The 25,243-nt window shown below is 72.9% G+C and carries 20 protein-coding genes; 10 read left to right on the forward strand and 10 right to left on the reverse strand.

Annotated features, from left to right (window positions below):
- Positions 1-170 precede the first annotated feature (170 nt).
- Both WME83_RS20705 and WME83_RS20710 read right to left on the reverse strand, forming a co-directional pair.
- Entirely contained in the window at positions 171-1,796 is a 1,626-nt protein-coding gene (locus WME83_RS20705) for an SBBP repeat-containing protein (RefSeq protein ID WP_437321011.1), read from the reverse strand.
- Between the two features lie 124 nt (positions 1,797-1,920).
- Positions 1,921-2,739 (reverse strand): SDR family NAD(P)-dependent oxidoreductase, encoded by an 819-nt coding sequence (locus tag WME83_RS20710; RefSeq protein WP_437321012.1) that lies wholly within the window; start codon positions 2,737-2,739, stop codon positions 1,921-1,923.
- Positions 2,740-3,130: 391 nt separating this feature from the next.
- Here WME83_RS20710 and traA point away from each other — a divergent pair, with 391 nt between their 5' ends.
- Positions 3,131-5,218: an outer membrane exchange protein TraA family protein gene (gene traA / locus WME83_RS20715; RefSeq protein ID WP_437321013.1), complete on the forward strand. Its 2,088-nt coding sequence runs from the start codon at positions 3,131-3,133 to the stop codon at positions 5,216-5,218.
- A gap of 2 nt (positions 5,219-5,220) precedes the next feature.
- Complete coding sequence (locus tag WME83_RS20720; RefSeq protein ID WP_437321014.1) at positions 5,221-7,104, forward strand: OmpA family protein; 1,884 nt, start codon at positions 5,221-5,223, stop codon at positions 7,102-7,104.
- 274 nt (positions 7,105-7,378) lie between these two features.
- Here WME83_RS20720 and WME83_RS20725 read toward each other — a convergent pair whose 3' ends face one another.
- Positions 7,379-8,035 (reverse strand): hypothetical protein, encoded by a 657-nt coding sequence (locus tag WME83_RS20725; RefSeq protein WP_437321015.1) that lies wholly within the window; start codon positions 8,033-8,035, stop codon positions 7,379-7,381.
- Between the two features lie 156 nt (positions 8,036-8,191).
- Here WME83_RS20725 and WME83_RS20730 point away from each other — a divergent pair, with 156 nt between their 5' ends.
- Positions 8,192-8,707, forward strand: coding sequence for a peptidylprolyl isomerase (locus WME83_RS20730; RefSeq protein ID WP_437321016.1), 516 nt, complete (start codon positions 8,192-8,194; stop codon positions 8,705-8,707).
- 179 nt (positions 8,708-8,886) lie between these two features.
- Positions 8,887-9,375 (forward strand): hypothetical protein, encoded by a 489-nt coding sequence (locus tag WME83_RS20735; RefSeq protein ID WP_437321017.1) that lies wholly within the window; start codon positions 8,887-8,889, stop codon positions 9,373-9,375.
- Between the two features lie 34 nt (positions 9,376-9,409).
- Here WME83_RS20735 and WME83_RS20740 read toward each other — a convergent pair whose 3' ends face one another.
- Complete coding sequence (locus tag WME83_RS20740; protein WP_437321018.1) at positions 9,410-11,200, reverse strand: HAMP domain-containing sensor histidine kinase; 1,791 nt, start codon at positions 11,198-11,200, stop codon at positions 9,410-9,412.
- A gap of 131 nt (positions 11,201-11,331) precedes the next feature.
- Here WME83_RS20740 and WME83_RS20745 point away from each other — a divergent pair, with 131 nt between their 5' ends.
- The 3 genes from WME83_RS20745 (at position 11,332) to WME83_RS20755 (ending at position 13,943) form a co-directional block, all read left to right on the forward strand.
- Complete coding sequence (locus WME83_RS20745) at positions 11,332-11,949, forward strand: DUF47 domain-containing protein (protein WP_437321019.1); 618 nt, start codon at positions 11,332-11,334, stop codon at positions 11,947-11,949.
- Entirely contained in the window at positions 11,946-12,953 is a 1,008-nt protein-coding gene (locus WME83_RS20750) for an anion permease (protein WP_437321020.1), read from the forward strand. Before WME83_RS20745 ends, WME83_RS20750 begins: the two co-directional genes overlap by 4 nt.
- A gap of 111 nt (positions 12,954-13,064) precedes the next feature.
- A complete protein-coding gene (locus tag WME83_RS20755) occupies positions 13,065-13,943 on the forward strand; it encodes an NmrA family NAD(P)-binding protein (protein ID WP_437321021.1) in 879 nt (292 codons plus the stop codon).
- 13 nt (positions 13,944-13,956) lie between these two features.
- Here WME83_RS20755 and WME83_RS20760 read toward each other — a convergent pair whose 3' ends face one another.
- On the reverse strand, positions 13,957-15,159 hold the full coding sequence (locus WME83_RS20760; protein ID WP_437321022.1) for a 6-phosphofructokinase: 1,203 nt from the start codon (positions 15,157-15,159) through the stop codon (positions 13,957-13,959).
- Positions 15,160-15,314: 155 nt separating this feature from the next.
- Entirely contained in the window at positions 15,315-18,056 is a 2,742-nt protein-coding gene (locus WME83_RS20765) for a phosphoenolpyruvate carboxylase (protein WP_437321023.1), read from the reverse strand.
- 474 nt (positions 18,057-18,530) lie between these two features.
- On the opposite strand from WME83_RS20765, the gene WME83_RS20770 reads away from it, so the two are divergent.
- Together WME83_RS20770 and WME83_RS20775 are read left to right on the forward strand one after the other, a co-directional pair.
- On the forward strand, positions 18,531-20,030 hold the full coding sequence (locus WME83_RS20770; RefSeq protein ID WP_437321024.1) for a serine/threonine-protein kinase: 1,500 nt from the start codon (positions 18,531-18,533) through the stop codon (positions 20,028-20,030).
- A gap of 10 nt (positions 20,031-20,040) precedes the next feature.
- Entirely contained in the window at positions 20,041-20,949 is a 909-nt protein-coding gene (locus WME83_RS20775; protein ID WP_437321025.1) for a LysR family transcriptional regulator, read from the forward strand.
- 22 nt (positions 20,950-20,971) lie between these two features.
- On the opposite strand, the gene dut is transcribed toward WME83_RS20775, so the two are convergent.
- Positions 20,972-21,427: a dUTP diphosphatase gene (gene dut, locus WME83_RS20780; protein WP_437321026.1), complete on the reverse strand. Its 456-nt coding sequence runs from the start codon at positions 21,425-21,427 to the stop codon at positions 20,972-20,974.
- A 50-nt stretch (positions 21,428-21,477) separates the two neighbouring features.
- Positions 21,478-22,857, reverse strand: a complete 1,380-nt coding sequence (locus WME83_RS20785; RefSeq protein ID WP_437321027.1) for a site-2 protease family protein — start codon at positions 22,855-22,857, stop codon at positions 21,478-21,480.
- A gap of 148 nt (positions 22,858-23,005) precedes the next feature.
- Here WME83_RS20785 and WME83_RS20790 point away from each other — a divergent pair, with 148 nt between their 5' ends.
- Positions 23,006-23,884 carry an SGNH/GDSL hydrolase family protein gene (locus WME83_RS20790; RefSeq protein WP_437321028.1) on the forward strand — a complete coding sequence of 293 codons (879 nt, stop codon included), beginning with the start codon at positions 23,006-23,008 and terminating at the stop codon, positions 23,882-23,884.
- 31 nt (positions 23,885-23,915) lie between these two features.
- Here WME83_RS20790 and WME83_RS20795 read toward each other — a convergent pair whose 3' ends face one another.
- Positions 23,916-24,668 (reverse strand): lysophospholipid acyltransferase family protein, encoded by a 753-nt coding sequence (locus WME83_RS20795; protein ID WP_437321029.1) that lies wholly within the window; start codon positions 24,666-24,668, stop codon positions 23,916-23,918.
- A 137-nt stretch (positions 24,669-24,805) separates the two neighbouring features.
- On the reverse strand, positions 24,806-25,237 hold the full coding sequence (locus WME83_RS20800; RefSeq protein ID WP_061623647.1) for a secondary thiamine-phosphate synthase enzyme YjbQ: 432 nt from the start codon (positions 25,235-25,237) through the stop codon (positions 24,806-24,808).
- Positions 25,238-25,243 lie beyond the last annotated feature (6 nt).

The raw sequence follows: 25,243 nt of genomic DNA on the forward strand, positions 1-25,243 counted from the left end.
GGGCTGGAAGCCGCTGGCCTCGCTCGCTGGGCGGTGGGGACGTCGGCGTGGGCGCCACACTGAGGCGTTTCGCTACGCTCGTGCGGGCGTGGGGCGTTGACGTTGGGGCGACGAGAGCGGTCGCGGCGCGGTCGCTGGAGACGGCGCGGCGACGCCGGAGCGGCGGCGCGTTACCGGCCCAGCTTGGCGACGACTAGGTGCTGGAGGGTGCCGTCGCTGGTCCAGGGGAGGGGGCCCGTGCCGAAGTCGGCGTCTACCGCCTTGGTCCAGCCCGCGACGAGGGTCTCGCCGTTCGGGGAGATCGCGACGTCGGACATGCTGACGCGACGACCCAGGAGCCGACTCCATAGGAGCTCGTTGTCGGGCGTGAGCTTGGCAACGAAGCCCTGGGTATCCGTCACCGCGAGCGGGCCATCGCCGAAGTCGATCTCATCGGCGGCCTCTCCAACAACGACGATGTTACCGGAGGTGTCCAGCGCGACTCCGCCCGCCCACTGACCGTCGTTGCCGCCGGCCGCTCGCACCCAACCGACGGTGCCGTCAGCCTCGAGTTGCACGACGAAGGCGTCGCTTTCGCCTGAGGCCGTTAGAATATGCGGCCCCACACGCAGCTCGTCCCTGTAAAATCCCGTCACGACAGGTCGCCCTGACGCGTCCACCGCGATACCCGCCATCTGCACCGTCGCCGCCTCGCCCATCGTCGTAGCCCAGACCGGTGCCCCGGATGGGGTCAGCTTCATGACGAAGCTGCTATTTTTGATCTCAAACACCCCTCCTATGCGAAAAGTTCCGCTGGACCAGCCAGCGACGAAGATGTTGTTCGATCGGTCCACGGCGACGGCGTTGGCCGCCTGGCCCCCTGTGCCGCCGAGCTTGCGCGTCCAGCAGCCCGGCGCGGTCGCGAGGCCCGTTGCGCCGTCGAGCTTCGCTACGATGATGTCCGAGCTGTCGTCGGGCACGATCGGCCCGCCGCCGAAGTCGATTGACTCGTCGAAAGACCCCACCACGATTACATCATCATCTGCGTCGGTCGCGACAGCACGAATTGCGCTGTCGTAGCCGCCCCCCAGTCCTTTGCTCCAGATGTGCTCGCCCGATGCGTCGAGTCGTGCGACAAACGCGCCCTTCGGGAGCGGCCCGTCACCGAAATCGGTCGAACCGCTGGTGGTTTGGCCGGCCATAATAGGGCTCCCCGAGGAGTCGACGGCCAGTCCCCACGGGTTGTCCGCCGAGGAGTCCCCGAACTTCCTGGCCCATAGGGCATCGCCAGCCGGGCTCAGCTTCAGGAGCAGCGCGTCTGTCGTATCGGCCGAAGCGAATGTTTCACCGCCAATGGCGACCGTCCCAAACAAAGCAGCACTGACGAACACGTTCCCCTCGGCGTCGCTTGCAACGCCCATCGGGTGGATGTCTCCCGTTTGTTTGTACGTCGTCGCCCAGATGATGCACTCTAGTCCGTCACAGTTTTCATCGTCCGTGGCATCGCATCGCTCCACTGCCGGCAGGACCTCGCCCTCGCACACGTCCCAGGTCCCATCGACGCCGCAGGTGCGCCTCCCTTCCCGGCACGCGCCCTCGTTCCTGGTGACCGCTGGGCCGCCGTAGCACGTTTCCGACGCATCTGGCGTGCATGTGGGAGCCTCGCCACCAGAACCTCCTGCGCCGCCGATGCCAGCGCCTTCCAGCGGCTGATCGGTGAACTCTTCGAGTCCGAGCAGCAGCGCGCACCCGCTCGCGCACAGGCCCAGGCTGAGAAGGGAAGCAAGCGCGTAAGGTTGTGCTCTTCGTTGCATCATCTCGTGTGCGCTCGGAAGCTGCCGTCGACAGGGCTCTCCGGACGCTGGCGCGGAGATTATCACGCCCGCGCAGCGCTCGACCGCCTCGTTCTCATCGATCGTCGGGAGGAGCCGGGCTTTCGGTTTAGCGCTGAGCGCCTCGCGGCGGTGCGCCATAGCCGAGGAACGAGAGCCCTATCCGCGCCGAGAGCCGGCGTATCGCCGCACGAGGGAGGACGCGGGCGAGCTGGGCCGTGGCCTTGCTCAACGCGGTCGGGACGGCGACCACGTCGCCACGCTCGGCCGCCGCGATGCCGTAGGCCGCGCAGTCCTCGGCGGAGAGTTCGAACCGTGGCTTCCGGCGCGACACGCCGGGTGCGCCCACGTCAAAAATTTCCGTGGTCACCGGCCCCGGGCACAGGGCCGTCACGGTGACGCCGCTCCCATCGAGCTCCTCCGCCAGGCCCTCTGAAAAGGAGAGCACAAACGCCTTGGTGGCTCCGTAGACTGCATGCCCGGGGGTCGGCTGGAACGCGGCGAGCGAGGCGACGTTGAGCACGCGCCCTCCGCCGCGCGCCACGAGATCGGGCACGATCGCCGCGCACAGCGCAACGACGCTCTCGCAGTTGAGCCGCACCAGCATGGCATGCGCCGCGGGATCGCCCTCCAGGAACGGTCCGAGCCGCGTCGCCCCCGCGTTGTTGACCAGCCAGCCCGGGCCGCCCAGCGCGCGCGCCCGATCCCGCACGCGCTGCGCGGCGCCCTCGGCGGTCACGTCGAGCCCGAGCGGGTGGATGGGCGCGTGGCCGGCGGCGCGCGCCTCCGCAGAGAGCTCCTCCAAGCGGTGAGCCCGCCGGCCGATGGCGAGCACCGGCTGCCCGCGCGCCGAGAACTGCCGCGCGAGCGCCGCGCCGATGCCGGACGACGCGCCTGTGACGATGGCAAGACCCGAGGTCGTGGTCATGGCGCACTCCTTTACGCCGAGCCGTCCAGGATCGCGAGCAGACTGTTGTTCCTGGACGGGGCGAGCGCGGAAGCTCGAGAGAGGTCGCCGTCGCGACGCTTGCCGCAAAGCGTTAGCCGCAAAGTCATGCGTACGTCATCCGACGCGGGCGCACTTCCCTGCACGGGCATCAACGCATTGCGGTGATAGCGCCCACGCTTCCCCGGGAGCGATCGCTCGCCGCCGCGGTGCGCCGGCCGTCCCCGCCGGCATGGAAGCACGAGCGAGTGGAGGGCCGTCCCCTACACCTGGAGACGGCGCGCCCCGCCTTCTTTTCTTGCGGAGCGCTGTGGCCACCGGTTAGCCTACTGACCGTGCTCTTGGAGAGTCGATGCTAAAGACCGGCAGAGCCATGCGAAATCGACGAGCTGTTCTGGCCACGGCGGCTCTCTTCACGCTGCTCCCGACGTCTGCCTACGCCGTCCCGGTAAAGCTCTACACGCCTTACATGGATCCGCTGGAGATCGAGGGCACCGGCCTCTGCTCCGCGTCGGCCATCACGACGGACCCTCTCAGCAAATTCGGATTGCTCACCCCGAGCACGTACAACGCCGGCGTCAACGGCTTCATGGAGGAGCACAGGACCTACGAAGAGGGTCGACTCGAGAAGGTCGTCCGGACCATCTTCGATCTCAGCAACAACAACAACACAGGCCTCCAGCTGAGCCACGGCGACTTCACGGGGTCGATGTCGCCCGAGTGTGAATTCGGCGGGTGCGCATTCTACCGGGAGCCCGATCCGGACAATCCTGGCGAGTACGTCAACGACCTAAACGATCCGAACACGTCGTTCGCCACACGTTTTCGGGGCTTTCTGAACGTCACACCGGATCTCTCCGGCAAACCGATTCACTTCGGCTTCTATACGGACGACGCCGTAAGCCTAACCTTCTACGATCTGAATCTCGGCGCCGTTTCCGTGCTCGTCCGCCCGACGCAGCTCGGCAAGCCGACCTGGCGCACCACGAACACCGTGACGTTCGAGCAGCCGGGCCTGTACCCGGTCGAGATCCTTTACGTCGCGGTCGCGGAGCACTCGGCGCTCGAGATGTCGTACCTGATCGGGGACTTCACCGACTACGAGCTAGGGGCGAGCGAGCCCGGAAGCAGGAGCCTCAAAGAGGACGGCTTCACCCTCTTCCAGCCCACCCAGTTCTTCCAGACCCTGAGCGGCTCGCCGTCGTTCCCCGATCTCGACCAGTGCCAGCAGTGCAACCGCGACTTCATCGGCGATCCCGGCAACCACGGCTGTCCCGGAAGCTACTACTGCAACGAGGCCGCGCTCTGCGCCCCGTGCGACACCGCGTTCTTCTGCGGCGAGTCCTGCTCGAAGTGCGAGGGCGACAAGCAGTTCTGCATCAACCTCGACGACGAGTTCCAGTGCGCCGAGTGCCGCACCGACGCCGACTGCGACGAGGGCTTCAGCTGCGATCCCGAGACGCACGTGTGCAACGAGTGCAACGTCGACCCGGACTGCCCGCGCGGCGAGATCTGCGTCGACCACACCTGCACGCCGTGCGACACGGCCGACCGGTGCGCCGGCAACTCGTGCAACTGCTGTCCGAACGGGATCAACGGCACGCAGATGGACTGCGCGGCCGTCGAGCCGGGCGGGATCGAGATGTGCGTCGAGTGCCTCACCGACGCGCAGTGCCCCAGTGACAAGGTGTGCCACGTGCCCACCGGCCACTGCGTCGACAGGCCCCTGCCGACGAACGCGCTGCCCAACTGCTGCGGCGAGGGCTGCGTCGACTGCATGCGCCCCGAGGACCCGAACGACCCGCAGACGCCCCCGGTGCCGTTCTGCCTGCCCGGGCCGGTCGGGACGGCGTGCGCCGCGTGCCGCAACGACATGGATTGCTCCGAGGGCCAGTACTGCCTGAGCGGCGAGTGCAAGGCGTGCGTCGAGGACCGGCGCTGCGGGATGCGCTGCGACAGCTGCGGCGGCGACACGCCCTTCTGCTCCGGCCAGTTCGCCGAGTCCGCCGTCTGCGTGCGCTGCACCTCGGACGAGCAGTGCGCCGGCACGACGTGCGACCCCGAGACGCACGAGTGCGACCCGGGGTGCATGGCGACCTGCGGCGAGGACACCCCGTACTGCGACGGCCAGCGGTGCGTCGAGTGCTACGCCGACACCCAGTGCCCCTGCGGCAACACCTGCGACCTGGAGACGAACACCTGCGACATCTCCTGCAAGTCGAACGTGGACTGCCTCGGCAACGAGCACTGCCGCTGGACCGACGAGGCGGACGCCAAGGAGTGCGCGCTCGGGCCGATGCCGGACAACGTCGCATGCGGCGGCACCCTCGCCGAGATCTGCAGCGTCTCCGTCGTCGGCGGCAAGGGCGCCGATCCGAGGCGGACCGCCGGGCTCCTCGCCCTCGCGATGCTGGCCCTGCTCGAACGGACGCGCCGCCGGCGCAGCGGAGGTGCCTCGTGAGAATGCGCCGGCTCCTCCTCCCGCTGCTCGCGCTCGCCGGGCTCCTCGCCGAGCGCCCCGCGCTCGCGGAGGAGGGGCGCTTCGACGCCCAGGTCTTCCGCCCGGCGGCCGCCCCGCGCGACCTCGTCATGGTCCAGAAGTCCGAGGTCATCGGCAACCTCTCGCCGACCGTCGGCCTCTACAGCGACATCGCGGCCGACCCGCTCGTGCTCTTCCTCGCGGGCGACGACACGAACAAGGCCGTCAACGCCATCACCGGGCGGCTCGAGCTCGCCCTCCTCGCCGGCATCGGCTTCTTCGACGTGTTCGACGTCACGATGACCATGCCGCTCATCCTCTTCCAGGAGGGCGGCAACCTGCGCCGGTTCGGCACCGAGGGGTCGGTCAAGAGCACCACCGTCGGCGATCTCCGCCTCTCCACGAAGATCTCGCTCCCGTACCTGAACCGGAAGGAGCAGGTCAAGGAGGGGTTCGGGATGGCGATCGCGGGCAACCTGAACTTCCCCACCGGCGACCAGAACGCGTTCGCCAGCGACGGCGCGATGAGCGGCGGCGCGACGCTCATCGCCGACTACCGGTTCAACTTCGGGCTGCTCCTCGCCGCGAACGCCGGCATCTGGCTGCGGCCCGACAACCAGTTCGCGGGCGTGCGCGTCGGCGACATGGCGCAGTTCGGCGTGGCGGCCGAGCAGTACGTCGTGCAGCGCTGGGGGCTGTCGGTCATCGGCGAGGTGTACGGCTACCCGTCGATCACGAGCTACCCCGACGACCCCGGGCAGATCCCCGCGGAGGCGCTCCTCGGCCTGCGCTGGCAGACCAAGCACGGCATCACGATCACCTTCGGCGGCAGCTTCGGCGCCGCGTGCGGCTTCGGCGCGCCCGCGATCCGCTTCTTCAACGTCATCACGTGGCAGCCGAAGACCTCGCAGGAGCAGGAGGAGATCAACCGCCTGCAGCAGCGCGACAACGACGATCCGGATCGCGACGGCCTCATCGGCGCGGCGGATCGCTGCCCCGACGTCCCCGGGAGCCCCGAGAACTTCGGCTGTCCGGACCTGGACACCGACGGCGACGGCATCTTCGATCGCGACGACAAGTGCCCCGACAAGCCCGCCGGCCCGCACGGCAAGGACGGCTGCCCGCTCGCCTTCGTCCGGGGCGACGAGATCGTGATCACCGAGCAGGTCCACTTCGCGACCGACAGGGACATCATCCTGGAGGACTCGAATCCGACCCTCGAGGCGGTCGCGCAGGTGCTGATCGACAACCCGGAGATCCGCGAGGTGCGGATCGAGGGCCACACCGACGTGCGCGCGACCGACGTCTACAACCTGGCCTTGTCCCAGCGCCGCGTGGCGAGCGTCATGGCCTACCTGATCGCGAAGGGCGTGGACCCGTCGCGCCTGCAGGCGAAGGGGTACGGGCACGCGCAGCCGATCTACGACGACACGGGCTGCGTCGGGCCCGACGACCAGCTGACGCCCGATTGCCAGTTCATGACGTCGAAGAACCGGCGCGTGGTCTTCCGCATCCTGCGCTACGGCAACGCGGCGCCGAAGCCGCTCACCGGCTCGCCCGAGGGGAGCGAGCAGATCTTGCCGTCGGGCGGGCTGCTGCCGCAGAAGACCCAGGGCACGCTGCCGACCCAGGGCACGCTGCCGGGTCAGGGGGTCCTCAAGCCGAACGTGCTGCCGAGCGGCGGATCGGCGCTCCCGTCCGCGGGCGCGGTGCCCGGCGGCGCGGCGCCGCTGCCGAACCGCGGCGAGGCGGGGGGGCTCCCGAGCAAGTCGGGGGTGCTGCCGAGGTCCGGCAGCACCACGCCGCCTGCGCCCTCCTCGTCGGGTCAGCCGCCGGCGCCGCCGCCGCCGAAGCCGGCGCCGCGCTAGAGCATCGATCGCGGTGATGACCGAGAGATGAACCGCCAAGGACGCCAAGGACGCCAAGAAGACGACGAGATCTTGGCGTTCACGGCGGCTTGGCGGTTCGGGGTTCTGCCCTTTCGAGCGTCGCTCTAGGCGAGAGAGCGGGGGTACGACGGGCCGCGGCTGGCTCCCTGGCCCACGGTGGCGTCGTTCCTCGCGCGGCGCACGGGCTCGATCGCGCAGGTCGAGCGCCGCGCCGGTCACGAGCGCGCTGCGGCGCTTGTCGCGCCAGGTCGCGCTACTTCTTGGGGGCGGTCTTCGGGGGCGTGGTGGACGGCGGCTTGGCCGACGCGGACGCGGACGGCGACGGAAGGGGCGCGGACGACGACGGCTTGGCCGACGTGGCCGCGGCCGGCGACGAGGGCTTCGCGCCAGGCTTGGGCGGCTGCCCGGGCTTGCCCGGCGCCGCCGAAGCCGCGGGCGCAGCGGCGTCCTCGTACGGCTCGTCGGACGCAGGCGCGGCCTCCTCCGCCGGCGGCGCCTCCGGCTCGGCAGGCGCCGCGGAGTCGGCGGGCTTCGTGGCCGGATGGAACGTCAGCGGCTTCGCCTCGCCTTCCGTGCGGCGGACCCAGATGACCGCGGTCCCGCTCGCGACGCTGGCATAACGGCCGTCCTCGGTGCGGATCTCCTCGTTCACCGCCTCGATGACCGCATCGCCGCCCACGGCGCACGCAGCCTTGCGGAGCGACTCGAGGCGCTCCGCCTCGGTCCGAGCCTCGGGATCGCTCGCGATGGGCTGAAGGCGATGGTACTCGCGATCGGGCAGCTGGCCTGCCGGTACGACGTGCATGTCGCTGCAGAACTCGCCGGAAGGCGTGCGTTTGTCCCGGAAGGGGGTGCTGCAACCGGCGATCAGCGCGGCACCCAGTGCCGCCGAGAGGAGGAGGCGCTGCATGGTGCCTTCTTACCAGCGATGCGACGCGCGATGCAAACCCCGCGCATCGCGGACGATGCCGATCCGCAGGACGGGCGCGTCCCGGCAGGTGGACCACCAGCCACCCGCGCGCGCCCGTGTTCCGATCGTGTGAACGCCTGGCTATGCTCGCGGGCGATGCGCCCGCTCGAACGACGCCCTTGTCTCGTCCCCCTCGTCCTCGGCGCGGCGCTCGCCGCCGCGTGCGGCGCGCCCCAGCCAGCGCCGCGCGCCGCCCCGGGCGAGGTCGCCCCCGTCGAGGCGAGCGCCCCGAGCGCCGCCGCGTGCCTCGCGGCCGCCAACGCGAAGCGGCAACCCCGCGCCGACGAGCCGGCGCGGATCGGCGTGAAGCACGTCCTCGTCCGCTACGCCGGCGCCGATCGCGCCGGGGGCGCGACGCGCACGCGCGAGGAGGCCTGCCTGCGCGCGATGGAGGCGCGCGACAAGATCCGCGGCGGCGCCGACTTCGACGAGGTGGTGGCGCAGTACAGCGAGGAGGCGGGCGCCGCGTCGCGCGGCGGCTCGCTCGGCACCGTGGAGCGCGCCGACGTCCTGCCGCCCTTCGCCGACGCCGCGTTCGAGCTCGAGCTGCACCAGCTCAGCGACGTCGTGGAGACCCGTTATGGGTTCCACGTGATCTTCAGGACCGAATAGCCCTCCTGCCGCGCGCAGGGCCCCTGTTCGCGACCGCTCTACGCGACGCTACCCGCGCGCGTCTCGCGCCGCCGCGCGTCTCGCGCGTCTCGCGCGTCTCACACGTCGCGCGCGCCGCCCAGCGCCGCGCGCCTCGCCCGAGGGTTGCGTTCTCGGCGGAGGCGCAGCATGAAGCACCCATGCGCGCCCACCAGCTCTTCGCCGCCCTCGCCGTGATGATCGCCTCGCCAGCGCTGCTGATCGCGGCGTGCAAGTCGAGCGACGCTCCCGAGGATGCGGGCCCGGCGCCGGCCGACATCGCCGCGCCGACCGCGACCGCGCCGCTGCCCGCGGCGACCGGGACCGTGCCCGCCGCGACGCCGACGCCGGCCGCGCCCGCGGCGCCCGCGAAGGCCTCCCCGGCGCAGCCCGCGGCGGGCACCAAGGCGGACGCGGGCGCTCCGCCCGACGGCGGCGACGGCGGCGCGCCGAAGGACGGGGGCGCGCCCGGAACGCTCGACGCGGGGGCGCTCTCGGGCAAGCTCGCGGCGTGCGGCGCCAAGTGCCAGTCGATCCTCCAGACCTGCCTCACGCCGAAGTTCCCCGCGGACGGCGGCCTGCCGAAGATCGAAAATCCGGCGGCGTGCCAGAAGTCGTTCGACGACTGCCGCGACGCCTGCGCGCCGTAGCGCCCGCCGCGAGGGCAGGGGACGGCAGCCCGGGCTACCTCGGGGCCGCGCCCGGCAGCGTCACGCGGAACAGCGCGCCGCCGGCCTCGCCGGTCGACACCGTGATGTCGCCGCTCATCGCCTCGACGAGGTGCTTCGCGATCGACAGGCCGAGCCCGGTGCCGCCCGACGCGCGGGAGCGCCCCGGATCCACGCGGTAGAACCGCTCGAAGACGCGACCCTGGTGCGCCGCCGGGATGCCCGGGCCGTCGTCCTCGACCTCCAGGATCACGCGCCCGTTCGCGGCCCTCGCGCGCACCTCCACGCGCGAGCCCTCCGGCGTGTGGTGGATCGCGTTGTCGACGAGGTTGGTCAGCACCTGGTCGAGCGCGCGCGGATCCGCCTCGACGAGGGTGCCCGGCGCGACGTCGACGGTCACCTCGGTCCGCTTCTCCCGGGCGCGCCCGCGCAGCAGCGCCACCGCGGCCTCGGCCTGCGCCGCGAGGTCGAGCGTGCCCGGCGACAGCGACCGCTCGCGGCCCTCGATGCGCGACAGGTCGAGCAGATCGTTCACGAGCCGGTGCAGCCGGGCCGCGTTCCGCTCGATCACCTCGACGAAATCCCGCGCGGCCGCCGGGTCGTCGAGCGCGCCGCCGAGCAGCGTCTCGCTGCTCGCGCGGATCGACGCGACCGGCGTGCGCAGCTCGTGCGACGCGTTGGCGATGAAGTTGCGCTGCAGCCCCTCGATGCGCCGCAGCTCCGTCACGTCGAAGAAGACGGCGACGACCCCCGCCGCGCCGCGGCCCTGCGCCGGCAGCGCGAGCGGCGCCGCGTTCACGACGAGGATCCGGCGCCCCGGCGGCCCCGCCGCGCCCGGCGACGCCGGCGCGATCTGGATCTCGCGCGTGGCCGCCGCGCGCGCGAGCGAGACCTCCTCGATGAGCTCGTGCAGGCTCGCGGAGCGGAGCACCTCGAGCGGCGGGCGGCCGACCGGGTCCCCGCGGATGCCGAGCAGCTGCGAGAGCGCCGGGTTGACCAGGGTGATGTCGCCCCGCTCGTCCGTGACGAGCACGCCCTCGCGCATCGACTCGAGCACCGCGCCGAACCGCTCGCCCTCGCCCCCGAGCTCGCGCCGCGAGCGCTCCAGGCTCTCGGCGAGCTCGTCGAGCGCGCCGCCGAGCGCGGCGATCTCGTCGCGCCCCTGCACGCGCGCGCGCCGGCCCAGATCGGCGCGCATCTCCCGCGCGACGCCGGTCAGGTAGACGAGCCGCCCGGAGAGCGCGCTCGCCCCGGCGAGCGCCGCGCCCACGGCGAGCACGAGCGCCAGGATCGTCCCCTCCACGACGCGCGTGTGGGCGGCGGACAGGCTGCGGTCGATGGCGATCGGCTCGAACGCGAGCCGCACGACCCAGGGCCCGTCCGGCCGGTCGAGCCGCTTCGCCGCGTACAGCATCCTCATCCGCGTCGTCTTGCTCACGCGCTCGCTGCGCCCCGTGCCGTGGTGCCGCGCGTCGGCGACCTCGTCGCGCGTCGCGTGGGCCTCGAGCTCGACGAGCCGCTCCGGCGCGACCGACGAGTCGCCCCGCACCGCGCCGCTCGGATCGATGAGCGTGACGCGCGCCCCCGCGCTCGCCGACAGCGCCGACGCGAGCGCCGGCGCCTCGGCCGCGAGGTCGGCCGCCCTCGCGGCGGCCTCGGTGACGAGCGCCGTCCGCGCGGCCAGGTCGGCCGCCGTGTGCTCCCCGAGCTCCGCGCCGAGCGTCTTCACGACATAGCCGTCGAACACCACCGCCGCGAGGACCGCGATCCCCACGGCGAACGCGATGAGCTTGCTCCGAATACCCATGTCACCCGCGTGCCGAGCGCCCGGCGCGCGCCACGTGCGCGACGGGGCGAAGATGACGATGTTACCTAGTTTTGTCTGTCCCGTGACGACTCGTTGACGTGATGCGTGGAGACGGGTAAACGGCCCGCTCCATGGGACTGACCCGTGATGCCGTCTTCTTCGACGCGCTGGCCAACCACGCGCAGCGGAGCGTCGCGGCGAGCGAGCTCCTCCTGGAGATGCTCGACCAGCTCGACGAAGCGCCGGCGCTGGCGAGGCGGATCTCCGACCTCGAGGACGAAGGCGACAAAATCACCCACGGATGTCTGGCCGCCCTCCACCAGACCTGGATCACCCCGCTCGATCGCGAGGAGATCCACGCGCTCATCACCCGGCTCGACGACGTCCTCGACTGCATCGAGGCGGCGAGCGTGCGGCTCGTGCTCTTCGAGGTCGGCAGCGCCCTCCCGGAGGCGCGGCAGCTCGCGCAGGCGGTCGTGGACTCGTGCACCGCCATGAGCTCCGCCGTCCAGTCGCTCCGGGACCTGAAGCGGCAGCCGAATCTCCTCGAGCTCTGCGTCGAGATCAACAAGCTCGAGAACGTGGCCGACGGCCACTATCGCACGGCGCTGGCGGCGCTCTTCAAGAAGGGGAACGACCCGCTGCTCGTGATGAAGTGGCGAGACATCTACGACCTCCTCGAGAACGCGACGGACCGCTGCGAGGACGTCGCGAACATCATCGAGGGCATCGTGCTCGAGCACGCATGACGACCTACATCCTCGCCATCCTCGTGATCGCGCTGGTGTTTGACTACATCAACGGCTTTCACGACGCCGCGAACTCGATCGCGACGATCGTCTCGACGCGCGTCCTGTCGCCCCGCACCGCGGTGATCTGGGCCGCCGTCTTCAACTTCATCGCGTTCGCCCTGTTCGAGCCCACGGTCGCGCGCAACATCGCGAAGGGGGTCGAGCCGGCGTTCATCACCCCGAACGTCATCCTGGGCGGCCTGCTCGGCGCGATCATCTGGAACCTGCTCACGTGGTGGTGGGGGCTGCCGTCGTCGTCGTCGCACGCGCTCATGGGCGCGTTCGCGGGGGCGGCGGTGAAGAGCGCGGGGCGGCTGTCGGTGCTCGACGCGACGGTCTTCGGCAAGACGGCGGCGTTCATCCTGGTGTCGCCCCTGCTCGGCGCGATCATCGGGTTCTCGCTCATGCACGCCATCCGGCTGCTCGCCCAGGGCTGGACGCCCGGCAAGGTGAGCTCGCGCTTCCGCCGGCTGCAGCTGCTCTCCGCCGCCGCCTACTCGCTCGGGCACGGCGGCAACGACGCCCAGAAGACGATGGGCATCATCACGGCGCTCCTCATCTCCGCCGGCCTCCAGGAGGGCGGCCACGAACCGAAGCCGATGCTCTGGGTCGTGCTCGTCTGCCACGCCGCGATGGGCCTCGGCACGCTCTCCGGCGGCTGGCGCATCGTGAAGACGATGGGCATGAAGATCACGAAGCTGAAGCCGGTGGGCGGCTTCGCCGCCGAGACGGCCGGCGCGGCGACGCTGTTCAGCGCCACGGCGCTCGGCATCCCGGTGAGCACGACCCACACGATCACGGGCGCGATCGTCGGCGTCGGCGCCACCAGCGGGCGCCTCTCCACCGTCCGCTGGGGCGTCGCCGGCCGCATCGTCTGGGCCTGGATCTTCACGATCCCCGCCTCGGCCATCCTCGCGGCCACCGTCTACACCGTCGCGCGCCTCATCAGCGGCGTGCCCTGACCGCCCGGCGTCTTCGTCCAGCGCGGCGGCTCGCCGCGCCGGCGCTCCCGGCGCCTTCGCCCGGCGCGGCGAGGGCTTACGGAGCCCGCCCCGGATCCCCATAGCGCGGCCATGCGGGCGCTGGTGACGGGGACGACGGAGGCGCAGGGCGGGGCGGTGGCGCGGGCGCTGCTCGCCCGAGGGCACCGCGTGCGCGCCTTCTCCCGCGGGCCCGGCGACCCGGCCGCGGCGCGGCTCATCGAGCTCGGCGCCGAGGTCGTCCAGGGGAGCCTCGACGAGCCGCGCGCGGCCGCGCGCGCGGCGGCCGGCGTCGACGCGGTCTTCGCCGTGGGCGCGCCGCTCGACGGCGGCCCCGGCGCCCGGGACGCCGAGGTGCGGCGCGGGCTCGCGGCCGCCGAGGCGGCCGGGGCCGCCGGCGGCGCGCACCTCGTCTACGCCTCGGCCGCCGGCGCCGACCGGGGCACGGGGATCCCCTGCCTGGAGAGCAAGGCGGCCGCCGAGCGGCGCATCGCCGCGCTCGGCGTGCCCTGCACGATCCTCGCGCCGGTCTACCTCATGGAAGACCTGCTCTCGCCCGCGGCGCTCCTCGGCCTCCAGCGCGGCGTCTACGCCGTCCCGCTCCCGGCGGGCTGCCGGCTCCAGCAGCTCGCCGCCGACGACCTGGGGCGGTTCGCGGCGCTCGTGCTCGAGCGCCGGCGCGACTTCCTCGGGCGCCGGGTCGAGCTCGCGTCCGACGAGCTCACCGGCGCCGAGGCCGGCGCGGCGCTGTCCCGCGTGGCCGGCCGCGAGATCCGCTACGCCGAGGTGCCGCTCGCCGAGGTGCGCGCGCGCAGCGAGGACCTCGCCGCGATGTTCCGCTGGCTCGCCCGCGGCGGCCCCGGCGTCGACGTCGCGGCCCTCCACGCCCTGGCCCCGGAGGTCGGGTGGCGGCGCTTCGAGGACTGGGCGCGCGAGCACCTCGCGGGCGCGCTCACCCGCGCCGTCGCCTGAGCCGGCGCCGCCCTCAGCCGTGCGGCCCGGGCGCGCGGCTCGTCCGGCCGCCGCCGCCGAGGCTGATGAAGTGGTCGAGGATCCAGGTCTTGAAGCGCTGCAGGTCGAGCCGGTCGAGCAGCGGCAGGAAGGCGCGCTCGACCCCGTCCTCGCGGCGGATGGAGGCGAAATCCAGCACGCCGACGTCGTTCGCGGCCAGCACGTACGGCATCACCTCGGTGCGCCCCTCGTCGAAGGCCGAGAGCAGCAGCGACGCCTTGAGGAAGGCGGCCGACACGTCGAGGAACGCGGGGCGGATGCCGCGGATGTACCGGCTGAACGGCTCGGCGATGACGCGCTTGTCCGGCGTGTCGCGGAGCCCCGCGCCCTCGAGCTGCTGCTTCAGGAACACGCTCGCCGACACGCCGGGGTGCTCCTTGCGGCGGCGCTCGGCCTCGTAGCCCTCCGCGACGATCACGAGCGCGTAGTCGGCGCGCCCGAGGCCCTCGGCGAGCTCGCCCAGCACGTCCTGGGGGAAGCGGAAGAAGGGGAGCACGATGAGGTGCGCGCGCGCCGCCACCGCGCAGTGGAGCGCGTGCCGCCCGCTGCGGTTGCCCATCATCTCGAGGATGTAGATGCGCTTGTGCGTGTACGCGTCCTCGTAGAGCCCGCGCGCGATGTTGGCGCCCGTCTCCACGCCCGACAGGAACCCGATCGCGCGATCGCCCTCCAGGTCGTTGTCGATGGAGACGTTGACGAAGCCGGACTGCGGGCGGACCTCGAACTCGTCGAGCCACGCCTTGATGCCCTCGAACGTGCCGTTGCCGCCGACGCAGATGAGATGGGTGAACCCCTGCTCCTTGAACGTCACGGCGGCCTGCTTGCGCTTCTCGCGATCGAGGAAGCCGGTGTAGCGCTCGCTCCGGAAGTCGCTGCCGGCGTCGAGCACGCGCCGCCCCATCGAGCGCGCCGGGATGCCCTGCGCGAGCAGGGAGTAGCGCTGGCGGCGGCTCATGATGAGGCGCTCGAAATGGGGCTGGGCGCGCGCGTCCGCGGTCAGGGAGCGGAAGCCCTCGGTCGCGGCCCACACCTCGTAGCCTCGTCGCGCCGCCTCCTCGGTCAGCGCGACAGCGACCGAGGAGTAGCCGGGGGCATTGCCGCCGTCGAAGACGAGCAGCAGGCGCTTGTCCGATGCCGGAAGGGTGTCGGGACGTCCGAACTCGACGATGCTGGTCATGGCGCCGGCCTTCTACCACGCGACGCCCTCGTTGGCCGAGCGATTGTCACGTGTTCGAGACCGTCGCCCGGCGACGCTGGGCGTCGACCGATCGTGCCGCGCCGCGTGGTGTCGGGCGATTGCGCCGCGTCGACGAGCGACGCGGCGCGCGCCGTTCACCCCGTGTTTCGCATGCCGGCGGCGATGCCGTTCAGCGTGAGCAGGAGCGAGCGATCGCGATCGGAGTCCCCGCCGCGGCTCGCCCGCAGGAGCTCGACTTGCAGGAATGAAAGGGGGTCGACGTAAGGATTGCGCAGCGAGATGGACCGCTGGAGCGTCGGGTTGCCGTCGAGCAGCCGCCGGTTGCCCGTGAGCCGCTTGAGCCACGACCGCGTCAGCCGGTACTCCGCGATGATCCTCGGCGCGACCGCCTTCCGCGCCGCGGCCGGCGCGAGCTCGGCGTAGCCCGCGAAGATGTTCATGTCCGCCTTCGCGAGCACCATCTCGACGTTGTCGATGACCGCCCGGAAGAACGGCCACGACGCCATCATCTCCTTCAGCAGCTCCGCGCCCTCGGGCCGCTGGCCCATCGCCTCCAGGCCGCTGCCGACGCCGTACCAGCCCGGCAGGATCGCCCGGTTCTGCGTCCACGCGAAGACCCACGGGATCGCGCGCAGCGACTCGAGGCCGCCCGCGCGCCGCTTGCTCGGGCGCGAGCCGAGCGGCAGGCGCGCGATCTCGTCGATCGGGGTCACCGCCGTGAAGAACTCCACGAACTTGGGCTCCTCCCAGACGAGCCCGCGGTAGACGCGCCGCCCGGTCTCGGCGAGCTCGTCGAACGCGGCGGCGTAGCGCAGCTCGGACGCGGTGGGCGGCCGCGGCTGCGCGCCCAGCGTGTGCAGGATGACGCCGCTGAGCATGAGCTCCAGCGTGCGCATCGCGAGCTCGGGGCGGGCGTACTTGTGGTCGAGCGCCTCGCCCTGCTCCGTCGCCTTGTAGCGGCCGCCGACGCTGCCGGCCGGCAGGGCGAGCAGCGCCTGGTGCGCCGGGCCGCCGCCGCGCGCCACCGACTCGCCGCGGCCGTGGAAGACGCGGAGCGGCAGCTCGGCCTCGGCGGCGATCTTCGGCAGCGTCTCCTGCACGCGCCGGAGCGCCGCGCTCGCCGCGAGCAGGCCGACCTCCTTCCCGGAGTCGCTGTAGCCGATCATCACCTCCTGCACGCCGCGGGCGAGGACGTGCGGGCGGTACTCCGGGTGGGCGAGCAGCGCGCGCAGGATCCGCGCGCTGTCGTTCAGCGCGCCGAGCGACTCGAACAGCGGGACCACGTCGATGCGCGCGCACGAGCGGGCCTCGTCCCACAGCCCGGCGGCCTTCGCGCACGCGAGCGCGGCGAGGACGTCGTTCTCGCTCTGGGTCATCGACAGGATGAGCGTGCGGCAGGCCGACTCGCCGCTGTCGCGCTGGGCGGCGGCGATCCGCTGGAGCGCCTCGAAGACGCGGCGCGCCTCCGGCCCCATCTGCGCCGGCTCGATCCGGCCCTCCGCCACGTGCGCCGCCGCGGCGCGGGCGTCCTCGGCGGGGGCGCGCATCTCGAGCTCGGCGAGCGCGAACCCGAACGCGCGCACCTGCGACAGGAGCGCGCGGGCGCGCCGCTCGCCCGAGTGCCCGCAGCGCGCGGCGCGGAGGCTGTCGGCGACGAGCGCGAGGTCGCGCTCGAGCTCCGCGGGCTCGCGGTACGGGGCGGCGAGCGTCGGCTCCTCCGGGCGCACGAACGCGCGCCCCTCGAGCGCGGGGCCCTGGCCGTAGCGCGCGCGGGCCTCGGCGCGGCCGTGCTCGGCGTGCTCGAGGGTGGCGGTGAGGCGCGCCTCGATGAAGCGCAGCTTGCGGCGCCACGGCTCGCCCTCGGTGCGCGGCCCGAAGTGCGCGGCCGCCTCGGGCATCGCGGCCGCGTCCTCCTCGATCGAGGCGAGCAGCCAGGGCGGCGGCGTGACGTGCCGGAGCGACTGCGACAGCGCGCCGCCGAGCTCGCGCGCGGCGCGGATGAGCCGGCGCAGGCCGCGGATGCGGTAGGCGAACAGCGCGTCCTCGAGCACGGCGGGCACGACCAGCGGGTTGCCGTCCATGTCGGCGCCGACCCACGAGTGGATGCGGAGCGGCACGATCTCGGCGTCGAGCGGCTCGCCGTAGGCGGCCTCGAACGCGCGCTCGAGCGCGGCGGGGAGCTCGGGGAGCAGATCCCAGAGGATCTCCTCGATGTACCAGGCGGCGTTCTTCACCTCGTCGCCGACGGTGGGCCGATCGCGGCGCACCTCGTCGGTCTGCCAGAGCGCGGTGATCTCCTCGCGGATCTCGGCGAGCTTCTTCGCCGACTCGTCCGGCGTGAGGTGGCAGCGGTCGCGCTCCTCGAGGTTGCGCGCGATGCGGTAGAGCTTCTCGAGGACGGTGCGCCGCGCGGCCTGGGTCGGGTGCGCGGTGAGGGTGAGCGTGACGTCGAGCGAGCGGAGCGCGGCGCGCACGCGCTCGGCGGGCACGCCCGCGTCCTTGAGCGCGCGCATCGCGGCCTCGAGCGAGCCGCGCTGCGGGCGCGCGTCGGGGTCGGTCGCGTACGCGCGCGCGCGGCGGATGCGGTGGTGCTGCTCCGCGAGGTTGACGAGGCGGAAGTAGACGGTGAACGCGCGGATGACGGGCTCGATGCGATCGTGCGGCAGGCTCGCGAGCAGCTTGCTGAGCTCCGCCTCCGCGTGCGCGCGCCCGTCGCTCGGGCCGCGGCGCCTCCGGATGGCGAGCGTGCGGATGCGCTCCTCGAGCGCGAAGAGGTCTTCCCCCTCCTGCTCGATCAGCACTTCACCGAGCAGGCGGCCAAGCAGGCGAACTTCTTTACGAAGAGGTCGATCGACCTCGCGGCGACGCAGCGGCATGCGGCGAGCCTAGCGCGACGCGGCGTAAAACGGACCACCGAGTGTGGCCCGGGCGGACTGTCGGGCGCTCCCGGAGGGAGGGTGGCCGGGCTCACCGGTTCCGTGGGACGCGGCCGGGGTGCCGGGGCAGGGGAGCGAGGGCGCTCGCGGGGCGGCCGCGGAGCGCGGCGGGAGCGTCGCGGCGGGGCGGCAGCGGGGGAGCTCGCGGGGGACCTTTGCTGAGACGAAAGATTTCACGTGAAGGTGGAAGCCATCAGAATGATTGTTCTTTTTGCTTGCGTTTCCGCCCGACATCGAGAGGGCGGCGCGATCCCCCGACGGTGAGGTGGGCGGGAGCGTGTGGGCGAGAGCCCGGCCCTCGAGGCGCCCTGTGCGCGCGGGTAGGCGGCGCGCAGGCCAGGGGGAGGCAGGCGCCGCGAGGTCAAGGCTTCCGGGCCTTTCGAGGCCGCGCCGAGCTCGTGTACGCTCCGGCGGATGGCCGATGACGTCTTCGGGATCGTCGGCACGACCCAGGGGGCGTTCAAGGTGGAGCGGGTCGTCGCCGAAGGGGGGTTCGGCGTCGTGTACCGCGCGTACCATGAGGCGTTCCGCGCGCCGGTCGCGCTGAAGTGCCTCAAGGTCCCGGGGGCGCTGCCCGAGCAGCTGCGCGCGCAGTTCCTCGACAAATTCCGCGAGGAGGCGGAGCTCCTGTTCCGCCTCTCGGCCGCGATCCCCGCGGTGGTCCGGCCGCTGCACCACGACGTGATCTCGACCGCGGGCGGCGTCTTCGTCCCGTTCATCGCGCTGGAGTGGCTCGAGGGCAGCACGCTCGCGAGCCACATCGCCGCCCGCGCCGCGGAGCGGCGGCCGCCGCTCTCGCCGATCGAGGTGATCCGCCTGCTCACCCCGGTGGCGCGGGCGCTCGAGGCGGCGCACCGCTTCCCCGGGCCGAGCGGCCCCACGTGCGTGGTGCACCGCGATCTCAAGCCGGCCAACATCTTCCTCGCCCAGATCCACGGCGCCGAGGTCGTGAAGATCCTCGACTTCGGGATCGCCCGCGCCCGCGACGCCGCGACGGTCATGGCCGGCCAGACCGCGACCACGTCGGGCGGCCTCTCGACGGCGTTCACGCCCGCGTACGGCGCGCCCGAGCAGTGGGCGCCGAAGCGCTTCGGCAAGACGGGCCCGTGGACCGACGTCTGGGGCCTCGCGGTCACCGCGGTCGAGGCGCTCGCCGGCCGCGAGATCATCGCCGGGGATCACGTCGCCATGATGGGCACGGTGCTCGACGAGAAGCGCCGCCCCACCCCGAGGAGCGAGGGCGTCCTCGTGCCCGACGCGCTCGAGGGCGCCTTCCGGCGCGCGCTGGCCGTGGATCCGCGCGATCGCTTCCGGGACCTCGGCGCGTTCTGGGACGAGGTCGAGCAGGCGCTCGGGCTCCCGCCGAGCGCGCCGCCGATCGCGCTGCCCGGCCGGGGCCCCGCGCCGCCCGGCGCCCGCCGCCCCTCGGCGTCGCCCGCGGCCCCGCGCTCCCCGCGCGCGCTGGATCTCGCCGGCGCTGGCCTCACGGCGCCGGCGGCGCTCGCGGACGCGGCGACGCGGGAGCTCGATCTGCCGGAGCGCGGCGGCCGCCTCCCGGCGCACAGCCTGCCCACCGAGCCGGTCGTGCCGCTCGCGCTCGACTGGTCTCCCCCGGCGCCCCCGCCCTTCGCGCGGCCGTCGTACGCGCCGTCGCGGATGCCGCCCCCGATGACGGCCCGCGCGCCCGCGCGCCCCAGCCTGAGCGCGGCCGAGCTCATGGCCATGTTCGCCTTGCCCGTGCGGCTCGCGGGCGCGGCCGTCGTCATCACGCTCCTCGATCTCGGGGCCGCGTCGCTGCTCTTCGACGGCGAGCGCATCGGCGTGGGCCCGCTGCGGCTCCTCCACCTCGCGGTCGGCCTCGTGGTCCTGGGGATCGGGATCGCGGTCTTCCGGCTGTTCGCGGCGGATCGCTAGCGCGCGCTCCATGGCCGCGAGATCGCAGGACCTCGGCGACGCGCGATGGGACGACATCCGCATCTTCCTCGCCATCCACCGCCACGGCAGCCTGGGCCAGGCGGGCGCGCGGCTCGGCCTCGACACCTCGACGGTGAGCCGCCGCCTGACGGCGCTCGAGGCGACGCTCGGCGCGCGCCTCTTCGATCGGACGCGCGAGGGCCTCGTCCCGACGCGCGTCGCCGAGCTCGTGCTGCCCGCGGCCGAGGCGATGGAGGCGGCGCACCGGCGCCTCGCGCGCGACGCCTCGGGCGCCGAGGCGGATGCCGAGGGCGTCGTGCGCCTCAGCGTCGCCCCCGGCTTCGCCGACTCGTTCGTGGTGCCGACGCTGGTGCGCCTCCGCGCGCGTCACCCCGGGATCCGGATCGAGCTCGACGCGTCCGTGCGCGTGCTCGATCTCACCCGGCGCGAGGCGGATCTCGCGCTGCGCTCGGTCCGGCCGGAGGGCGCCGACCTCGTCGTGACGAAGCTCGCGTCCGCGCGCTGGGTGGCCGCGGCCTCGGCAGAGCTCGCGAGGGACGCCGGCCGCGTCGAGGCGTGGGACGCCCTGCCGTGGATCACCTGGGATCGCGACCTCGCCAGCTTCCCTCCGGCGCTCTGGCTCGCGCGCCACGCCGCCGGCGCGGAGATCGCGCTGCGCACGAGCTTCTTCCGGTCGCAGATCACCGCGGCCGAGCTCGGCCTCGGCGCCGCGCTGATCCCGGAGCCGTACCTGCGCGTGCACGCGCTCACGCCGCTGCGGTTCTCGGCCGCGCTCGAGGCGAGCGCGGCCGAGTGGCCGACCGACCACCTCTGGCTCGTCGGGCACCGCGCCCTGCGCGACGTCCCCCGCGTGTCCGCGGTGTGGAGCTTCCTGGTCGAGGAGCTCAGGTCGCGGTGAGCCGGGCCCCGGGCGCGCGGCGCTAGGGCTCGCGGCGCACGCCCGTCGAGCCGTAGCCGCCCGCGCCGCGCGCCGTGGGCGCGAGCGCGGAGACCAGGACCACGTCGGCGAGGGCGACCGGGCAGATCACGAGCTGCGCGATCCGATCGCCCCGGCTCACGGTGAACGGCTCCGCGCCGAGGTTGATCAGGACGACCTTGATCTCCCCGCGGTAATCCGGGTCGATCGTCCCGGGGGAGTTGAGCACAGTGATCCCGTGGTGGAGGGCGAGCCCCGAGCGCGGACGCACCTGCCCCTCGTAGCCGTCGGGGAGGGCGACGGCGTACCCCGTGGGCAGGAGCTTCCGCTCCCCGGGCGCGAGCGTCACCGGCGCGTCGACGGCGGCGCAGAGATCGAGCCCGACGGCTCCCTCGGACTGGTAGGCGGGCGGCGGGACCTCGACGGATCCCACCCGGAGGAAAGGCACCTGGATGCGCACGCGCCGGAGCCTAGTTCAGCGCCCCGGCGATCCCGTCAGGATTTCCGCCATCACGGGCGCGGCAGCACCGCCTCGAGCCCCGAGCCGCGGAGCGCCTCGAGCGCCGTGTCCGACCACGCCCGCGCCCGATCCGAGAACCCGGCCTCGACCGCGCGCCGGAGCAGCTCGAGCGCGCCCTCCAGGTTTCCGTCCTTGGCGCTCGCGCGCGCGGCGCCGTAGGCGTCCTCGCTCTGGCCCGCGCGGCGGAAGATCGCCTCGTAGAGCCGCGCCGACCAGTCGAACGCGCCGTGCGCGAACGCGATCTCCGCCATCCTCCGCGCGTCGTCCTCCGAGAGCTGCTCCACGATGTCGAGCGCGACCGCGGCCGCCCGCGCCACCTCGCCTTGCTCGACGAGCACGCGGATCAGCGGCCCAGCGACCTCCTTCCGGTCGTCGCCGGCCTCGCGGGCGGCCTCCAGGACCTTGCGCGCCTGCCGGAGCTCGCCGAGCGCGAGGTGCACCGCGCCGACCAGCGCCGGATCCGGCTCGCCGTGCTTGCGCGCCTGCGCGAGCGACTCGCCCGCGCGCTTCGCGTCGCCGAGGAGCAGGTGCGACCAGCCGATGAGCTCGTGCGCCTCCCGGATCGCGCGCTTCGGCGGCGCCGGGGACTGCGCGAGCACCTCGTTCGCCAGCGCCATCGCCTCGTCCGTCCGCTCGTCCTCCACGGCCCGGCGCGCCCGCTGGAGCAGCACCGCCGTCTCGGGCGGCACCGGCTCCTCGTGGAGCGCGGCGCGCCGGCGGTTCATCGTCGGCGACGAGGCCGCCGGCTCGCTGCGGAACCGCTGCAGGCTCTGGAAGGCGGACATGACGAGGATCAGCGAGAAGAAGAAGAACCCCGCGCGGAGGAAGAAGATGGCGAGCAGGACGGCGGCGACGCCCGAGATCGCCGCCGTCAGCCGGGCCCGCCGCGGGCCGAGCGCGTGCTCGAGGACGTGGCCGCCGTCGAACGGGAGCACGGGGATCAGGTTGAGGATGCCCCACCACACGTTGACCGTGATGAGCATCTCCATCCCGCTCAGCAGCATGATCGGGAGGGCGTAGATCGCCGGGACATAGAGGAGCAGGAGGTGCAGGACGCCGGCGACGAAGAACCCGGCGAAGGGGCCGGCCAAGCTGATGATCACGTGCTGGAGCCGCCCGAGCGGCAGGAGCGACCGCCATGTCGTGGTCCCCCCCATGAAGTGCAGCGTGATCTCCGGCTCGATCCGGTGCCGCTTGATGGCGAACGCGTGACCGAACTCGTGCATGAGGACCGAGAGAAAGACCACGAGGACCCACACGAGGAACTGCTGGTACTGTTCCCTGGCCAAGATCCCGAACCCGAGCAGCGCGGCGGAGAGCCAGAACCCGAGCTGGACGTCGACCGAGACTCCAAACAGACGGAAGCTCATGCGCATGTAATAAGGCCTGCGGGCCGTCTGCTCAATGATTGCCGTGCGGACGCGGCCTGCCCTAGAGTGCGCCGCGCGACCTTTTCGCGCGGCCGCGGGCCCCTCCGGCGCCTCCGGCCGCGCGCTGGACGCGGCGCTGGGAGCGAGCATGGGCAGGGAGATCCGGGTCAGGAAATGGGCGTTCGCCGGGGTTGCTGCGGCGGGCATGGCGTGCGGCGCCGCGCCGCCGCCTGGGCCGCCCGCTCCGCCGTCTCCGGACGCGCCGCCGTCCGGGGTCGCGCCCGCCCCGGCCCGCCCCTCGGAGGCCGCCGCCCCGCCGGCGCCCGCCGCGCTCGCGGCCGCCGTCGCGCCGCCGCCCGCCGCGCCGCCGGAGTTCTCGGTTCCGCCCAACACGGCGGTCCTGCACATCGGCGACTCGTTCGCGCTCGCGGGCTTCGCGCAGGCGCTCCGTCCGCGGATGGAGGCGCACCGCGTCCGCTACGCGGTGAAGGCGGAGACCAGCTCGTACACGGTGACCTGGGCGTCCCGGATGGAGCTCCTGGTCGCCAACTACCAGCCGGACCTCGTGATCATCAGCCTCGGCGCCAACGAGGTCGAGAACGTCAATCCCCCGGCCCACGCCGGCGCGGTCCGGCGCATCGTCAAGGCGATCGGCGGCCGCCCGTGCGTGTGGGTCTCCCCGCCGCTCTGGCGGAAGGACACCGGGATCATCGACGTGATCCGGACCAACTCGGCGCCGTGCCGCTTCTTCGACTCCGACGCGCTGGTCCCCGGCCCCCTCCCGCGCAAGAAGGACAAGATCCACCCGAACGAGGTGGGCGGCGCCCGCTGGGCCGACGCCTTTTGGGCCTGGCTCATGGCGGAGCACCAGCCGCCGGGCGAGGGCGAGGGCGGCGAGGCGCCGAAGCGCAGCCCCTGGGCGCTCCGGCCGTCCCCGCCGGAGGAGCACCGATCGCGGGCGCAGCCGCCGGAGAGCGCGCTCCAGCAGAGCGAGCCGGCCGCCGCTCGGCAGGTCGAGAGGCTCTGAGCGCGGGGAGCGTCCAGCCCCCGGGTTCCGCCTACGCCGGCGACGAGGTCGCCACCCCGACCCCGCGGTGGACCAGCCCCGGATCATGCCCGAGCGCGCCCGCGATCGCCGCGCGCACGTCCCGCATGAGCCGGTTGCGCCCGCCCGCGCCGTAGGGCGCCGGATCGATCGGCGGCATGATCGTGACCACCACCCGGTGGTGCTGCTGCACCACGTAATCCTTCGCCCTCAGCACGTGCCGCGTCCCGTCGATCGCGACCGGGAGGATCGGCGTGTTCGTCTCGATCGCCATCCTGAACCCGCCGCTCTTGAACGGCAGGAGCGCGCCGGTCCGGCTCCGCGTGCCCTCCGGGGCGATCCAGACCCGCGTGCCGTCCTGGAGCATCGAGGCGCCGACCTGCAGGCTCGCGCTCGCCTGGACGTGATCGCTCCGGTTGATCCGGATGAACCCGGCCGCCTTCATCGCCTGGCCGAACACGGGGACGTTGAACAGCTCCTTCTTCGCGATCATCCGGAGCCGCCCCGGGATCGCCCGGAACACCACCGGGATGTCGAAGAGGCTCTGGTGATTCGACATCACCACGAACGGCCGCGTCCCCGCCGCATGCTCGCGCCCGCGCACCACGAGATCCACGTCGGCGTCCTCGAGGACCTTGCGCGCCCACCAGTCCAGCCGCTCATCGCAACGCTCGAGCGTCACGCGCCCCATCATCGCGTCCACCACGGTCGGAACGCAGATCCGCGCCGTGTCGAAGATTCCCATGAACGTCGTATGAAGGCTCATCGCTCTGATTCCGCTGGGTGAGGGGTCGCGTGCGCGCTCGCGCGATCAGGCCCTGCCGGGCGCGGCGGACGAGCGGCCCTCCGGCGGGGCGCCGTGCTCATCCGTCATCGGGCATGCGAACGCTTCGAGTATACCACTCAACCCGCAGCTGTGGTGCCGGTTACCGTCACCACCACGCGGCGCACGTGCGGAGAACTACGGTGCTCCCAGACATACAGGGCTTGCCATGTCCCGAGCGCGAGGCGGCCGCCGGAGATCGGGATCACCTCGCTCGATCGGGTGACGGCGCTCCGGAGGTGACCGGGCATGTCGTCGGGGCCCTCGTCGTCGTGCTCGTAGTCGCGGCCCTCCGGCGCGAGGCGCGACATCCAGCGCTCCAGATCGCGGAGGACGGCCGGATCGGCGTTCTCCTGGATGACGAGGCTCGCCGAGGTGTGCTGGAGGAACACGGCGCAGAGCCCGACGTCGACGCCGGCGCTGGCGACGACGCGCGCGACCTCGCGCGTGATGTCGACGAAACCGCGGCCGCTCGTGCGGACCTCGAGCGTGCGCTGAACGATGGTGGTCACCGCGCC

The organism is Sorangium sp. So ce385, assembly GCF_051474135.1.
Lineage (GTDB): Bacteria > Myxococcota_A > Polyangia > Polyangiales > Polyangiaceae > Sorangium > Sorangium cellulosum_D.